Below are 12,436 nucleotides of genomic sequence, written 5' to 3' on the forward strand. Positions count from 1 at the left end.
AGAACTCAAGACTAGTAACATGTCCATTGCCTACTTAGAGAATGAATTGGTGCGCGTTGGCGTCAAAAGCCACGGCGCAGAACTGTGCTCGTTCCTCAAGAAATCTGAAAACCTGGAATTTATCTGGCAAGCTGATGCCCAGTTCTGGAACCGCCATGCGCCGGTGCTTTTCCCCATCGTGGGCCGATTGCCGCAAGATCAGTACCTGCACCAAGGCCAGACGTATTCCTTGCCCCAGCACGGTTTTGCCCGGGACCAGGAATTTACGGTGCTCTCCCAAACTTTAGATCAACTAGTGTATGAACTACGGTCATCTGAGCAGTCTTTGCAGGTGTACCCTTTTCAGTTTGCGTTGAGGATATTTTATACCTTGCAGGACCAGACCCTGGAGGTGAAATACCAGGTGCAGAATTTAGCCGAAGGGGAGATGCTGTTCTCCATTGGCGCGCACCCGGCCTTTAATTGTCCGCTCACGCCCAATACCACTTTTGAGGACTACTACTTAGAATTTTCCCATCCAGAAACCTTGGCGCGCTACCTGCTAGAAGACGGAACTGGGCTGCAGAACGGACAGACAGAACCGGTGCTGGACAACATGGCCATCCTGCCTTTGCGCTACAGCCACTATGAGAAAGATGCGCTGGTCTTTAAGAACGTGCGCTCAGAAAAGATTGCCTTAAAATGTGACCAACACCCGCATTACGTACAGATGCAGTTTGCCGGCTTCCCGTACCTGGGCATCTGGACCAAGCGGCCGGGCGCGCCTTTCCTGTGCCTGGAGCCGTGGCACGGCATTGCCGGAAGCGCTGGCTCGCCCCTAGAGCTAAGCCAGAAGGAAGGTATGGTTTCTTTGGGGAGCCACCAGACTTTTGAGGCCGCCTATACCATTGCCATCGGGTAAATCCACAACCCTTTCGTTTTCATACTTATGCCATATGAAGTCCGTTTTTGGCTTGTTTTCCTAGAAACAGGCCAAAAACGGACTTCGGCGTTTATGCTCCTCACGCCATTTCCCTTGATAATAAAGCCTCTTTCTCAACTTCGGGTAAAATCATGAGTATCAAGTAATAAGAAGGCTTTCGTTGAGGACGAGGGAAGGTGTTTTCCTTTTCTTATTAGTTGACCTTAATGGTGGGGAGTTGTTGGAAGGTGGGCCATGAAAAAATACATTCGGGTGATAGTGCTGTTACTGCTGTTGGTGGTTTCCTGTAAAGAGAAACAGGAGAAAACCAAGCCCCGGCTGAGCGCCATCACGGAGTCTGTGTATGCCTCGGGCACGGTGAAAGCGGCAGAGCAGTACACGGCCTTTCCGGTGGTGAGTGGTATTGTGCAGACCATCCTAGTCAAAGCCGGAGACACCGTCCAGAAAGGAGCGCCGCTTTTTCTGCTGGAAGACAATACCGCCTCGCTCAACGCCCGCAACGCCCAACTAGCCCTGGAACTCAGCCGCGAAAACAACCTGGCTTCTTCTGGAAGGCTGCAAGAGGCCCAGTCGGCGGTGCGCATTGCCCGTGAGAAATACCAGCTGGACTCATCCCTCTACCAACGCCAGAAACGCCTGTGGCAGCAAAGGATTGGCACCCAAGTAGAGTTGGAACAGCGGCAACTGGCCTATACTTCTTCCCGCAGCAATTACACCGCCGCACGCGCCAATCTGGCCCAATTGAACAAGCAGTTGCGCAATGAGTGGCAACGCGCCAATGTGACTTATGACATCAGCAAACAGCTACAGAGTGATTTTGTGGTGCGCAGCAGCATTTCGGGTAAGGTGTATGACGTGCTCATGGACAAAGGTGAGTTGGTGAGCCCTCAGACGCCGCTGGCCATTCTGGGGCAGGCCAATAATTTTCTGTTGGAACTGGAAGTAGATGAGAATGACATTGTGCGGGTGCGCCGGGGGCAGCCGGTAGTGATTCTGCTGGACAGTTACAAAGGGCAGGTGTTTGAAGGCGTGGTGGAGAAAATCTATCCCATCATGAACGAACACTCCCGCACCTTCAAGGTAGAAGCCCGCTTTGTAAAACCACCCGCCACGCTGTATCCCAATCTCTCCGCCGAGGCCAACATTGTCGTGCAGACCAAGAAAAATGCCCTGCTCATTCCCGTGGAGTACCTGGTAGAAGACCAATATGTGCTAGTAGAACCAGACCAGCGCCGCCCAGTCAAAGTAGGCCTGCGCGATTACCGCAAAGCCGAGATCCTGCAAGGCCTGGATACTACCCAGTTTATTTATAAACCCCAGTAAGCATGAACCTGAAACTGATCTTGAACATTGCCGTGGGGCTGCTCAGGGCACGCATGAGTCAGTCCATCGTGGCGGCGGCAGGCGTGACCTTCGGGATTGGGATGTTCATTGCCTTGGTTAGTTTCATGAATGGCTTGAATCAGTTGCTGGACGGGCTTATTTTAAACCGCTTGCCGCATGTGAGGCTCTACAATGAAATAAAGCCGTCTGCGGTGCAGGCCGTAGAACGCACCTCCAAATATGCAGGCCATGAGCATTTCATCAGGTCTGTCAAGCCCAAAGACCGGGGCAAGGAAATTTACAACAGCCAAGCCATTATCAAAGCCCTTAAGGAAGACCCCCGGGTGGTGGGTGTAGCGCCCAAGGCCATCACGCAAGTATTCTACAACACGGGCACCATTGAGTTGGGCGGCGTGATAGACGGCATAGACGTGGTCATGGAAGACAAACTGTTTTCTATTAGCGACTACATCATTGAGGGGAATTTACAAGACTTGGCCACGGTGTCAAACAGCATCATCCTGGGCAAGGGCATAGCGGAGAAGATGATGGTAGATCTAGGTGATGTGGTGCGCATCACGGCGCCCAACGGACAGCAGGGGACGCTAAAAGTGGTGGGCGTGGTGCAGCTGGGCATCATGGAGATAGACAACGTCCAGAGCTTCGCGTCTATTGAGACGGTGCAGAAACTACTGGGCCAGCCCTCTGCCTACCTCACAGACATTCAAGTCAACCTCACCGACCTGAACCTGGCTCCGGCCACTGCCAAGGAATACGCCGCCCTATACGGCCTGGAAGCCACCGACATCCAGGCGGCCAACTCGCAGTTTGAGACGGGCAGCAACATCAGGAGCATCATCTCTTACGCCGTGGGCATCACGCTGCTCATTGTGGCGGGCTTCGGGATTTACAATATCTTGAACATGATGATTTATGAGAAGATGGATGCCATTGCCATTCTCAAGGCTACGGGCTTTTCGGCGCCAGACGTGCAGTACGTCTTTCTCTTGCTGTCCATGATTATTGGCGTGGCCGGCGGGGTGATGGGTTTGCTGTTAGGATACGTGATCTCTGTAGTCATAGACAACGTGCCGTTCAAGACCGAGTCCCTGCCCACCATTGACACGTTTCCCGTGTATTTTAACCCGGTGTACTACCTCATAGGCATCACGTTTGCGTTAGTGACAACGTATTTTGCCGGCTTGTTCCCGGCCCGGAAAGCCAGCAAAACAGATCCGGTGAGCATAATCAGGGGGAAATAACCATGGAAGGCATTGTTCTGGAGGCAAGAGGCATCAACAAGTATTTCTATGACCCGGTAAAGTTTCAGGTGCTCACCAACATCTCGTTCCAGATCACGCACGGCGAGTTTGTGTCGGTGGTGGGTAAATCTGGCTGCGGAAAGTCTACGCTACTCTACATCCTCTCCACCATGGACACTGACTATGAAGGCGAACTCTTCCTGGACGGTGAATTGATGAGCCAGCGCACGCCCACGCAGCTGGCCCAGATCAGGAATGAAAAGATTGGGTTTGTATTCCAGTTTCATTACCTCATCCAGGAGTTTAACGTGCTCAGAAACGTCATGCTGCCCGGTCTGAAACTAGGAAAATATGGGGCGCCAGAAGTGGAGCACCGCGCCATGGAGTACCTGGAAACGTTGGGCGTGGCAGACCAGGCACTCAAAATGCCCAATCAGTTGAGCGGCGGCCAGAAACAGCGGGTGGCCATTGCGCGCGCGCTCATCAATGACCCCGTGCTCATCATGGGTGATGAGCCCACCGGCAACCTGGATAAGAAAAACTCAGACATCGTGTTCGGGATTTTCCAGGAGCTCTGCCAGGACAAAAAACAGACGCTGCTCATTGTCTCGCATGACCCAGACTTTGCCAGCCGGTCAGACAGGGTGATTGAAATGGAGGACGGTCGCATCATAAGCGGGCATTAGAACCTAACCCATCCGTTTTTGGCCTGTTTCCTGAGAAAGAGGCTAAAAACGCATTAACTATACTAGTCCTTGGTTAGAAGATGCGTGGAGTTTCTAGTCAAGCTTGTATTCCACGTGCAGCGTTTTGGAAAGGTACACAGAACCGTAGTTGAGCGTAATTCTGGAGTTGGCGGCGGCGTCAGTGGCCATTCCAGATTCTGGGCGCACCACCGATGCCGCATGAACTTCTTGTACCGTAGGCAATTCAACATTGGCTATCCTCAGGATTTCCTTGCCAGACAAGCCCATCTTCTTGACCAGTTTATCTGCCAGCGTGTTGGCATTGGTGAGCGCCTTTTGGTAGGCTTCCTGGCTTAGGCTGTCCAGCTTGCTATGCGAATACGCCAGGTTGCCAATGGTCACGTTTTCATTGGTGAGCAACGCCGGGTACAACTCTTCCAGCACCGCCAGGCGGCGCACTTTCAAGGAAACCGTGATAGAAGACCTGAAGCCCAAAAACACGTTGGAGTTGTTCTGCCAGCCATACTCTTTGGATTGGTTGATGGAGGTGGTGAGAATGTCTTCGGGGGCTATTTTATACGATTTGAATAGGTTGTTGAGCGCCTCAGACTTCTCCAGCAGGCATTGCTTTGATTGCTTGATGTCCTTGTCCATGCACTGCAGGTGCAGGGTAATGCTGGCCTCATCGGGCAACGTTGAAATTTCCCCTGAGCTGCTAAGAATCATGGTCTTGCCGCGTCCGGTGGGCCCTGCCGTATCTGTTCCGCAGGATTGTAGAAAAAAGGCAAGCGCGCAAAGTTGAAGCAATAGCAAGGACGTTTTCATAGGATAACAGCATTTGGTTTGACTACCGAATGTGCCTTATACGGCTTCCCTAACTTTTGTCTTCAAATCTTAATGCGTAGCGTGCCAGCCTAGGCAATGTAAATCAAGCGTAAGCCTTATAGAATGCTGTAGAAAAAATGCATCTTTACCTGACAAGGAGTCCTCAGGGCTGCAAACATTTGGTCCTTACAACGGTTCTTTCTCAAGATCCCCCGCTACTTACGTTATCATTTATTCCGTTTCATTTTCTATGCGCTTAGAAGCCAAAAACTCTTTTGACAAGACCTTTTACGTGGTGGAGTATAACCAAACCCTGGACCTAATTGACACGCACTGGGATGGCTACGCGTCTCAACAGGATTTGCGGGTTGCGTGTGGCATGGGTCTAGAGCTTTTAGAGAAAACCAGATGCGCTTTTAAACTGAACGACAACAGCCACCAGTCTGGGCCCTGGAGCCAAGCCGTAGAATGGCTGGAAGAGGAGTGGTTGCCAAGGGCCATGCAGGCCGGCTTAAAGTATTTGGCGCACGTAGCCAACAAACATTCTTACGGCGAAACGGCTGGTGACGTCATGCACATCAGTAAGATTGGAAAGCAGTTGCAATACCGCATGTTCTTCTTCAGGGAAGACGCTCTGGCTTGGTTGAAGGCCTGCCAAGAACTTGAGCAATCTGCCGTATTATCGTAATTTGTTTCCTCCGTTTTTGGCCTATTTTCTGGAAAGTAAGCTGAAAACGAGTTGTTATTTTTTGTAGCGGCTCTGCTTCCTTTCTTAGCTCTTAGCCTAGGTTTATTGCCATAAAAAACGCCACCTACTTTTTTACAATAGGTGGCGTTTAGCTAGGCTTAAATGATGACGGTGGCCTACAGTAGGTAGTAATGTTGTAGAAAACGTCCGGATTACTTTTTGGCTCTAGAGGCCTCGGCGGCTTTCATGTCACAGCCTTCTTTGCGACGGGTGTCAGTGATGGAGAAAATCTTCCAGCCGTCTTGGGCGCGGTACAATTGGAACGCGTCCACCCCGCAGTGGCTGAACGTGTCACCCACAAACAGCGCATAGTCGCACCACAGCGTGGCGAAGTCTCCGTCAATATTCACTTTCACGTTCCAGATGCCTTCGTCCAGCATCTTCTCGTGCTTCTGACCCACCATCTCAATGAATTTCTGCATGGGCGTCTCTCTGGGCTGCACCATGCCGTCTTTGCCCTTGGCTACGGATTGCAACCGGGCCCCCGGCGCCAGCACCGACCTGGATAGCGTGCTGTCGCTTTGGCGCATGCCGTCAAAGAACTTGACCACCGCGGCCTCCACGGCTTTGGCATCTTGGTTGACTGTGGCCGCTTTTTTGGTCTGGGCAGAGGCCGTCAGGCTGAGCACTGCCATGGAAAGAAGAAGGAAGAAATGACGCATCTTATGTTAGTTAAGAGTTAAAAGATATGAGTTTAAAGTTGGTTCTTGTTTGCCGGTGGCAAAATCCTAGGAGTTCTTGAACTTAGTTTAATAGGTTGCTTTGTGTTTTAATATGAGATAGAAGATGCCAGTACTCAGCAAAATGGAGGTGAAATAGAATATAATACTCTCCAACAAATCTGGAGATTCTAATAATCCATAATAGTCATCGTATCCATAAAGCACTCCTAATGTTGCATCTGTGAAGAAAATCCCTCCAAGCATGGAAAAGAATGCTATCAATAAACCATATATTATTTTTTCAGCGGTAACTATCTTTTGGACAGGTAATAGATATAGAATCGTATTTATAAAAATGATTAAAAAATAGAAGGAATACCTTGGTTCTTCATAATGGAGATGAGCAAACGGAGATTCAATTAGAAAAGCAGCGGTTAGTAATGATATAGTAATAGCTAATAGTCTGTATTTGCTTAGTTTTTCAATCACTTTCAAGCAGTATGTGACGGTTGAGATTGTTTTCAGCAGAACTCCAATTGCCTTCCGTAACTTAAATCAAGACCAGCCGGTCATGCAACAAGGCCCGCAGCTCGGGCGGCAATCCGAAGTGGGTGTCCATGAAATCATCCAGGACCTGGCGGGTGTGCGGCGAGATGAGTTCTTGCAGTTGTTCCAGGGCTTCGTCGCAAATCATGTAGGGCAGGTAGCCATACACCAAATCCGGTCCGTCGCACTGCCCGAAGATTTGGTACTCGGTGCAGGCTTCGCGGGGTTTGCCAGTGACTAGGCAATGCGAAAGCCAGTTGTCCAGGTGCAGTGGGTTGGGTAGGCTGAGCAGGGCTTCGCGACGGGCTACCAGGTTCACGTGCTGGGCAAAGAAGGCCTCTATGCGGGCTTTGGAGTCCACAGAGAGCTCTTCGCGCAGTTTCTGGGCACAAGTCAGGCAGATGGCGTACTCAAAGATGACGTCCTGCAACTGGGCCTCTGGGTAGTTGCGGATGGATTTCTCCACCATGTAGGCCGTGCCGTCTTCGCGTAGGGCGCAATCACACGTAAGGCAGGTCTGGAACGGCTGGCCCGTGCCCGCAGACTGAAACAGGGCTGGGACCGGTTCAAACTCATGCTCTATCTGAAGGGGTGGTAAGGCATCCATGCGGCAGAAAAATCTAGAAGAGACAAGGTAGTAACTCTTGCCAAGCGGCGCAAGCGAAGAAGGACCGACGTTTTTGGCCTCCTTTCCAGGAAATACCCCAAAAACGAAGCGCTTACCGTATAGAGTTTGACTAAAAGCGACAACCGATTCCTGACAAGAGCTGGGAGAATTGGCGTCTACTTGTCATCTTTGGCTTTTGAACCTCTGCTATGAAACTACCCCTGCATCGTTTGTTGCTGTGCTGCCTGTTGGTGCTAACGGCCTCTGCCTGTACCAAACATCCCTACGCCGACGCCAATAAGTCCTACAAAAAACAGGTAAAGGCCCTCGCCAAATCCTTGCGCACCACGCCCGTCACCAACCCCGGCGAGGATTCCCTGAAACAAGGCGACTACTGGGTGGGCACCACCAACTTCAACCTGCGCAAGCCCAACTACGTGGTCATCCACCACACCGCCCAGGATTCCACGGCGCAGACGCTCAAAACCTTTACCTTGCCCAGAACGCAGGTGAGCGCGCATTACGTGATTGGCCGTGACGGCAAGGTCTACCACATGCTCAATGATTATTTGCGCGCCTGGCACGGCGGTAGCGGCCGCTGGGGCAACAACACGGATATCAATTCGTCGTCCATTGGCATTGAGTTGGACAACAACGGGACGGAGCCGTTTCAGGAGGCGCAGTTAGAAAGCCTGCAGCAGGTTCTGGCTATCTTAAAGAAAACCCACAAAATCCCGACGGAGAACTTTATTGGCCACTCAGACATAGCGCCCACCCGCAAAAACGATCCTAGCCGCATCTTCCCCTGGAAACGCTTATCTGAGGCTGGTTTTGGCCTTTGGTATGACGAGGCCGAGGTAGAGAAACTGATTCTGGAGGAGACCCTGGACCGGGACACGCTGGCGCAGGACTCCTCGTTGGCCTTGGTCTTGATTACGCCGCAAAAGCCAGACGTGCTGCCTACCACCGTTCCCACGCTGATTGACTCCACGTACCTGGTGCCCACGTCCTTCAACCCGAAGGATGCCTTGAAAATCATTGGCTATGACACCAAAGACCTGCCGGCAGCCATCAGGGCTTTCAAGCTGCACTTCATCCAGGCAGATGTGAGCGCCGTGCTCACCGACCGTGACAAAAAGGTGCTCTATTACTTATATAGGAAGTATCTGGACTTATAGGTTGAGCTGACAAAGGGAAGAACTAGGCGGCTTTTTACAGTCGCACCAAGTAGACGGAACTGCGTTTTTGGCCTATTTTCTGGGAAACAGCCTGGAAACGCCTGGCCAACCTCTGGAAAGCCAACACTTTCCCGTAACTTTGTGCGTTTTTGAATTCGTAGGTCCCACTGCGCCGTTACCGCATGTCAGAAAAAAAGAAGAAGATACAACCGCAATCCAAGTACAACAAATGGGTGAGAAACCTGTGGAAGGTGTTTGGCGCGGGCGTCGTGTTTGTGATCCTGTACTTTGTAGCCGTAGACGTCAACTTCCTGTACCTCTTCGGGGAAAGCCCGGGACTGGACGAGTTGGAGAACCCGCGCAGCAACGTGCCCTCAGAAATCTACACCGCAGACGGCGTCATGATAGGCCGTTACTTTAGAGAAAACCGCGACCCGGTGCCGTTTGACAGCATTGCGCCCATCATGGCCAAAGCCCTCATTGCTACTGAGGATGAGCGTTTCTACAAGCACCAGGGCATTGACCCCATCGGGTTGCTTGCCGCTGTAAGAGACAACCTAAGCGGTGACACCCGCGGGGCCTCTACTATCACGCAGCAGCTGGCCAAGAACCTCTACAAGACCCGTACTAAGAATACCAAAGGCGTGCTGGGCTACATACCGGGCATTTCTACCCTCATTGCCAAAACCAAGGAGTGGAACACCGCCATTAAGCTGGAGCAGCGCTATACCAAAGATGAGATTCTGGGCATGTACCTGAACACCGTGGACTTCGGGAGCAACGCCTTCGGGATTAAAGTGGCCGCCAGCACGTTTTTCAGCACGACACCAGATAAACTAAAGCCCGAGGAGGCCGCCATGCTGGTGGGCGTCCTGAAAGCCCCAACCACCTACAACCCACGCTTCAACCCGAAGAACGCCTTGGCCCGCCGCAACGTAGTGTTGGAACAGATGGCCAAGAACAAGGTCATCCCCCAAGCGCAGGCGGACTCTCTAACGCAGGTTCCCATCAGCCTACAATACCACGTAGAGGAGCACTTGGACGGCGTGCCGGCCTACTACCGCCAGGCCGTGAATGAGTTTGTGCGCAGGTGGTCAGAGGAGAAGGGCCTGGACTTTTATTCTGAGGGGCTTAAGATTTACCTCACTATTGACTCCAGAATGCAGCGTCTGGCAGAGGAAGCTTTGCGCGAGAAGATGAAGAACCTGCAGCGCCGCTTTGAGAGCCACTGGAGCAGGCGCAACCCCTGGGTAGATGACCAGGACAAGGAGATTCCTAACTTCATAGAGAACTCTATCAAGCGCACGGCGGTCTACCAGTCCTTAAAAGCAAAGCACGGCGATGACACCGCGGCCATTAACCGCGATTTGAACACGCCCAAGAAAATGCAGGTCTTCACCTGGAAGGGCATGAAGGACACCACCTTGAGTTCTATGGACTCATTGCGGTACTACAAACGCTTCTTGCACGCCGGCATGATGACCATGGACCCGTACACCGGGCATATCAAAGCCTGGGTGGGTGGCATTGACTACGAGAACTTCAAGTACGACCACGTGAAACAGGCGCGCCGTCAGCCGGGATCTACCTTTAAGCCGTTTGTGTACGCTGCCGCCATTGACCAGGGTTACTCGCCATGTGATAAGTTGCAAGATAAGAACGTGACCATTAGGTACGTAGAGGATGGCAAGGACATGGAATGGACGCCGCATAACGCAGACTATTCCATCTCTGGGCGTCAGATGAGTTTGCGCCATGCCATGGGTCGTTCCATTAACACGGTGACTGCACAATTAACTGAGGCTATTGGCTGGGAGACCGTGCGTAAGTTCGCCCGCCGTCTGGGCATCACTAGTCCTTTAGAGGCAGTGCCGTCCATTGGTCTGGGTTCCTCAGATGTGAGCGTGTTTGAGATGGTGAACGCCTACAGCACGTTTGTGAACAACGGCTTTTTGAACAAGCCTATCCTGGTCTTGAAGATTGAAGACCGCAACGGCAACCTCATTGAGCAGTTCAACCCGCAGCAGAAGCGCGTGATTAGTGAAGAAACCGCTTTCTTGATGGTACATATGCTCAAAGGCACCATGGAAGAACCCGGCGGAACCTCTCAGGCGCTTTGGGAATATGAGCTCTGGAAGAAGGGCAACCAGGTGGCGGGTAAGACCGGAACCACCTCTAACCACTCAGACGGCTGGTACATGGGCGTGACCAAAGACTTGGTGACGGGCGTTTGGGTAGGCGGCGAGGATAGAAGTATCCACTTTAGGACCTCGGCGTACGGCGAAGGTTCCAAGACGGCCTTGCCTATTTTTGGGCGCTTCATGGAGAAAGTCTACCAAGACCCTACGCTGGGCATCAAACTAGGACCGTTCCCTAAACCTGCGGTGAAAATACGCAAGCCATACAACTGTATCACTGTGGTGCCGCGTAAACCGAAGGTGATTGACTCTGTGGCTGTGGATTCTCTGTTGCAGCAACTCAACGACAGTATCTCCGCGCAATTCTAAGCGCAAGATTATAAAAATACACCGGCCCCGTTTTCGGCCTGATTTCCAGAAATCAGGCCGAAAACGGGGCCGGTGCTGTATAGGATACTCCTTAATTTTTAGAGGTCTCGTACTTGAGTACTTCATTCACCATAAACTCAGTGGTATCAATGCAGTCCTCCAGCAATTTGTCTCGTAACTGGCTGTACTTGGCTTTGCCGCCGGTGTCTTGGATAATCTCCAAACCTCTCTCAATGGCTTTTTCCTGGTCTTGCGGGCTTTCTGTAAAGTAAGAGGCCAAGCCATATTTTTCGCCTTGCTCATCTATGTAGCCCAATCGGTTGCTGTTCACAAAGATGGCCGGCGTGCCCAATACCGCGGCCTCTGAGGCCATGGTGCCGCTTTCGCCAAACAATAGGGAACAATAATACAGCGCGTCATGCATCTTGTGGAACGGGATCTTGATTCTAAGCGATTCCAGGTCTTCGGGCAGTTCGCCTTCTGAGGAGATGAACACACGGGCGTGCTTGGAGAGCTCCTTCACCGCTTTTCGTTTGTTCTCTAAGGTCATGCCATTGTGGCCAAAGTCATGCGCAGCCGCCCAAGACACAAACCGTACTATCACAAACTTCTCCTCTGGCGCCACGCCTAGGATGTCCAGGATGGACGGGTCTGGTTTGTAGTAGTTAGGGTGTAGGTAGGCAAGCTCCATGTAGCTTTTGAAGCGGTGCTGTTTCTGGCCCAGGTCAATGGTGTAACAAGAGGGAGTAAAGATTTTGGTTGCATAGGGTACGGTTAGTTTGTGGTGTAATTTGGCATGCTCAGAGTCACTGAAGACCAAGGTGGTTTTGTTCATGAACTTGGCCACCTGTGACGGGTAGGGATGCAGAAAATTCAGGAACACGTCTGGTTTGAACTTCTGGGCAATCTGCCAGATCTTGAGGTCGGCGTAGAGCAGGTAAAGGAACTTGCCAATTTTGCCGTTCTGTCCTTTGCCGCGGTTAATGTACGGGATGTTATACAGCTGCAACAGGTTGTGCTCAATTTCTTTGTTTCTGGATACAAACAGAATCTCATGATTCTTCTGCGTCATGATCTTGTAAAAATTTCTGAAGTAATGCACATGCGCAGGATGGTTGATGTCTATCAGTATTTTCATACACTTCTAGTAGGAGGTAAGGGGTTTACAGC

12 protein-coding genes are annotated in these 12,436 nt (G+C 51.6%); 7 read left to right on the top strand and 5 right to left on the bottom strand.

Annotated features, from left to right (window positions below; all coding sequences use genetic code 11):
- The first annotated feature begins 19 nt into the window (after positions 1-19).
- The 4 genes from TH61_RS10070 (at position 20) to TH61_RS10085 (ending at position 4,193) form a co-directional block, all read left to right on the top strand.
- Entirely contained in the window at positions 20-901 is an 882-nt protein-coding gene (locus tag TH61_RS10070; RefSeq protein WP_066508780.1) for an aldose 1-epimerase family protein, read from the top strand.
- Between the two features lie 255 nt (positions 902-1,156).
- Positions 1,157-2,245 (top strand): efflux RND transporter periplasmic adaptor subunit, encoded by a 1,089-nt coding sequence (locus TH61_RS10075; RefSeq protein ID WP_071887827.1) that lies wholly within the window; start codon positions 1,157-1,159, stop codon positions 2,243-2,245.
- A gap of 2 nt (positions 2,246-2,247) precedes the next feature.
- Entirely contained in the window at positions 2,248-3,507 is a 1,260-nt protein-coding gene (locus TH61_RS10080) for an ABC transporter permease (protein WP_066508786.1), read from the top strand.
- Between the two features lie 2 nt (positions 3,508-3,509).
- Positions 3,510-4,193: an ABC transporter ATP-binding protein gene (locus tag TH61_RS10085; protein ID WP_066508790.1), complete on the top strand. Its 684-nt coding sequence runs from the start codon at positions 3,510-3,512 to the stop codon at positions 4,191-4,193.
- A gap of 93 nt (positions 4,194-4,286) precedes the next feature.
- On the opposite strand, the gene TH61_RS10090 is transcribed toward TH61_RS10085, so the two are convergent.
- On the bottom strand, positions 4,287-5,018 hold the full coding sequence (locus TH61_RS10090; protein ID WP_066508792.1) for an SIMPL domain-containing protein: 732 nt from the start codon (positions 5,016-5,018) through the stop codon (positions 4,287-4,289).
- A 250-nt stretch (positions 5,019-5,268) separates the two neighbouring features.
- Between TH61_RS10090 and TH61_RS10095 the strand changes: the two genes are divergently transcribed.
- Positions 5,269-5,706: a hypothetical protein gene (locus tag TH61_RS10095; protein WP_066508794.1), complete on the top strand. Its 438-nt coding sequence runs from the start codon at positions 5,269-5,271 to the stop codon at positions 5,704-5,706.
- Between the two features lie 212 nt (positions 5,707-5,918).
- Here TH61_RS10095 and TH61_RS10100 read toward each other — a convergent pair whose 3' ends face one another.
- The 3 genes from TH61_RS10100 to TH61_RS10110 form a co-directional block, all read right to left on the bottom strand.
- Positions 5,919-6,428: a nuclear transport factor 2 family protein gene (locus TH61_RS10100; protein ID WP_071887828.1), complete on the bottom strand. Its 510-nt coding sequence runs from the start codon at positions 6,426-6,428 to the stop codon at positions 5,919-5,921.
- Positions 6,429-6,515: 87 nt separating this feature from the next.
- Positions 6,516-6,923: a hypothetical protein gene (locus TH61_RS10105; protein ID WP_066508801.1), complete on the bottom strand. Its 408-nt coding sequence runs from the start codon at positions 6,921-6,923 to the stop codon at positions 6,516-6,518.
- A gap of 55 nt (positions 6,924-6,978) precedes the next feature.
- Positions 6,979-7,581, bottom strand: coding sequence for a hypothetical protein (locus TH61_RS10110; RefSeq protein ID WP_066508803.1), 603 nt, complete (start codon positions 7,579-7,581; stop codon positions 6,979-6,981).
- Positions 7,582-7,790: 209 nt separating this feature from the next.
- On the opposite strand from TH61_RS10110, the gene TH61_RS10115 reads away from it, so the two are divergent.
- Together TH61_RS10115 and TH61_RS10120 are read left to right on the top strand one after the other, a co-directional pair.
- Positions 7,791-8,759, top strand: a complete 969-nt coding sequence (locus TH61_RS10115; protein WP_066508804.1) for an N-acetylmuramoyl-L-alanine amidase — start codon at positions 7,791-7,793, stop codon at positions 8,757-8,759.
- Between the two features lie 182 nt (positions 8,760-8,941).
- Positions 8,942-11,266: a penicillin-binding protein 1A gene (locus tag TH61_RS10120; protein ID WP_066508806.1), complete on the top strand. Its 2,325-nt coding sequence runs from the start codon at positions 8,942-8,944 to the stop codon at positions 11,264-11,266.
- Between the two features lie 91 nt (positions 11,267-11,357).
- Here the strand turns inward: TH61_RS10120 and TH61_RS10125 are convergent, their stop codons facing one another.
- Entirely contained in the window at positions 11,358-12,404 is a 1,047-nt protein-coding gene (locus tag TH61_RS10125) for a DUF354 domain-containing protein (protein ID WP_066508808.1), read from the bottom strand.
- Positions 12,405-12,436 lie beyond the last annotated feature (32 nt).

Source organism: Rufibacter sp. DG15C (genome assembly GCF_001577755.1).
In the GTDB taxonomy this organism is placed as follows: Bacteria; Bacteroidota; Bacteroidia; order Cytophagales; family Hymenobacteraceae; genus Nibribacter.

Excerpts from the sequence above, each read along its gene's own strand:
- TH61_RS10070 (WP_066508780.1), top strand. The coding sequence starts at position 20 with ATGTCCATTGCCTACTTAGAGAATGAATTGGTGCGCGTTGGCGTCAAA.
- TH61_RS10075 (WP_071887827.1), top strand. The coding sequence starts at position 1,157 with ATGAAAAAATACATTCGGGTGATAGTGCTGTTACTGCTGTTGGTGGTT.
- TH61_RS10080 (WP_066508786.1), top strand. The coding sequence starts at position 2,248 with ATGAACCTGAAACTGATCTTGAACATTGCCGTGGGGCTGCTCAGGGCA.
- TH61_RS10085 (WP_066508790.1), top strand. The coding sequence starts at position 3,510 with ATGGAAGGCATTGTTCTGGAGGCAAGAGGCATCAACAAGTATTTCTAT.
- TH61_RS10090 (WP_066508792.1), bottom strand. The coding sequence starts at position 5,018 with ATGAAAACGTCCTTGCTATTGCTTCAACTTTGCGCGCTTGCCTTTTTT.
- TH61_RS10095 (WP_066508794.1), top strand. The coding sequence starts at position 5,269 with ATGCGCTTAGAAGCCAAAAACTCTTTTGACAAGACCTTTTACGTGGTG.
- TH61_RS10100 (WP_071887828.1), bottom strand. The coding sequence starts at position 6,428 with ATGCGTCATTTCTTCCTTCTTCTTTCCATGGCAGTGCTCAGCCTGACG.
- TH61_RS10110 (WP_066508803.1), bottom strand. The coding sequence starts at position 7,581 with ATGGATGCCTTACCACCCCTTCAGATAGAGCATGAGTTTGAACCGGTC.
- TH61_RS10115 (WP_066508804.1), top strand. The coding sequence starts at position 7,791 with ATGAAACTACCCCTGCATCGTTTGTTGCTGTGCTGCCTGTTGGTGCTA.
- TH61_RS10120 (WP_066508806.1), top strand. The coding sequence starts at position 8,942 with ATGTCAGAAAAAAAGAAGAAGATACAACCGCAATCCAAGTACAACAAA.
- TH61_RS10125 (WP_066508808.1), bottom strand. The coding sequence starts at position 12,404 with ATGAAAATACTGATAGACATCAACCATCCTGCGCATGTGCATTACTTC.